General features: G+C 62.7%; 2 protein-coding genes. Both read left to right on the top strand.

The genetic code is table 11. From position 1 onward, the window contains the following. Window positions 1-735: phosphotransacetylase (locus A2I95_RS36215; RefSeq protein WP_291737344.1), on the top strand; the 735-nt coding region annotated here is incomplete at its 5' end. Window positions 736-831: 96 nt separating this feature from the next. Further along, the coding region (locus A2I95_RS36210; RefSeq protein ID WP_291737343.1) for a molybdopterin-dependent oxidoreductase at window positions 832-1653 on the top strand (822 nt) is incomplete at its 3' end.

The raw sequence follows: 1653 nt of genomic DNA, 5'->3' as shown, positions 1-1653 counted from the left end.
GATGAGGCCGCCGCCCGCGCAGCCGCTGAAACTCCGCTGGCCTATGCCGCCATGCTGGTGCGTCTGGGCCATGCCACCGGCACCGTCGGCGGCGCGGTTCACACCACCGGCGACGTGGTGCGCAGCGCCATTCAGGTAATCGGCATGGCGCCGGATGCCGGCATGGTGTCCTCCTTTTTCCTGATGTACCCGCCTGATGGCGCCCCGGATGGCGCCCGCGCGATGCTCTATTCCGATTGCGGCCTGGTGATTGATCCGAAACCGGCCGAGATGGTCTCGATCGCTGCAGCTTCGGCCCGATCCGCGCAAGCGCTGCTGCGGGCGGATCCGAAACTGGCATTCCTCAGCTTCTCCACTAAGGGCAGCGCCAAGCATCCGGCCGTGGACAAGGTAACCGAGGCCCTCCGCCTGTTCCAGGACGCGCACCCTGATCTGCAGGCCGATGGCGAACTGCAGTTCGACGCCGCCTTTGTGCCCGCGATCGGAGAACGGAAATCGCCCGGCTCCAGGGTTGCGGGCCAGGCCAATGTGATGATCTTCCCCAATCTGGATGCAGGCAATATCGGCTATAAGATCACCCAGCGGCTGGGTGGTTATTCCGCCATCGGACCGGTGCTGCAGGGGCTGGCCAAACCCGCCAACGACCTGTCGCGCGGCTGCAGCGCCGAAGATGTCACCCAGATCATCGCCGTCACCATCCTGCAGGCCGCAGGCGCATCAGGTCCGGATATTTGAACCATCCTCCCAAAAATCCGAACCCTTGCAGAACACTATTCCCAAATTGAGGCTTTCCGTCATACGGTCGCCCGAAACACCCAACAGGACCCGCCCATGACCCATCAGCAGCCAATCCTGAACACGTCGCCCAAGGTCTCGGACGAGATCCGGCAAACCACCTGTTACATGTGCGCCTGCCGCTGCGGCATCAATGTGCATATGAAAGACGGCAAGGTTGCGTACATTGAAGGCAACCGCGACCACCCGGTGAACAAAGGCGTGCTCTGCGCCAAAGGGTCGGCCGGCATCATGCAGGTCAACGCGCCGTCACGCTTGAAGGCGCCGATGATACGCACCGGCCCGCGCGGCTCCGGCCAGTACAAGGAAATCTCCTGGGACGAAGCACTGGCGATTGCAGTGGGCTGGCTGGAGCCGGTCCGCCACGAGGCGCCCGAGCAGCTGGCGTTTTTCACCGGACGTGACCAGTCGCAAAGCTTCACCAGCTTCTGGGCGCAAAGCTTCGGCACCCCGAACTATGCGGCGCATGGCGGTTTCTGCTCGGTCAACATGGCCACGGCCGGTATCTACACCATGGGCGGCGCGTTCTGGGAGTTCGGCCAGCCCGACTGGGACCACACCAAGCTGTTCATGCTGTTTGGCGTGGCCGAGGATCACGATTCCAACCCGATCAAGATGGGGCTGGGCAAGATCAAAAAGCGCGGCGCGCGGGTGATCGGCGTCAATCCGATCCGCTCCGGCTATAACGCGATTGCAGATGAATGGGTCGGTATCACGCCGGGCACCGACGGGCTGTTCATCCTGTCGATGATCCATGTGCTGATGAAGGCCGGCAAGATCGACCTGGATTACCTCAGCCGCTATACTAATGCGCCGGTGCTGGTGAACGCTGCCGAAGGACCGGACAAGGGTCTGTTC

Source organism: Leisingera sp. F5 (assembly GCF_001593695.1).
The sequence above is the reverse complement of the archived record's forward strand: the minus strand, read 5'-3'. Positions and strand labels throughout refer to the sequence as shown.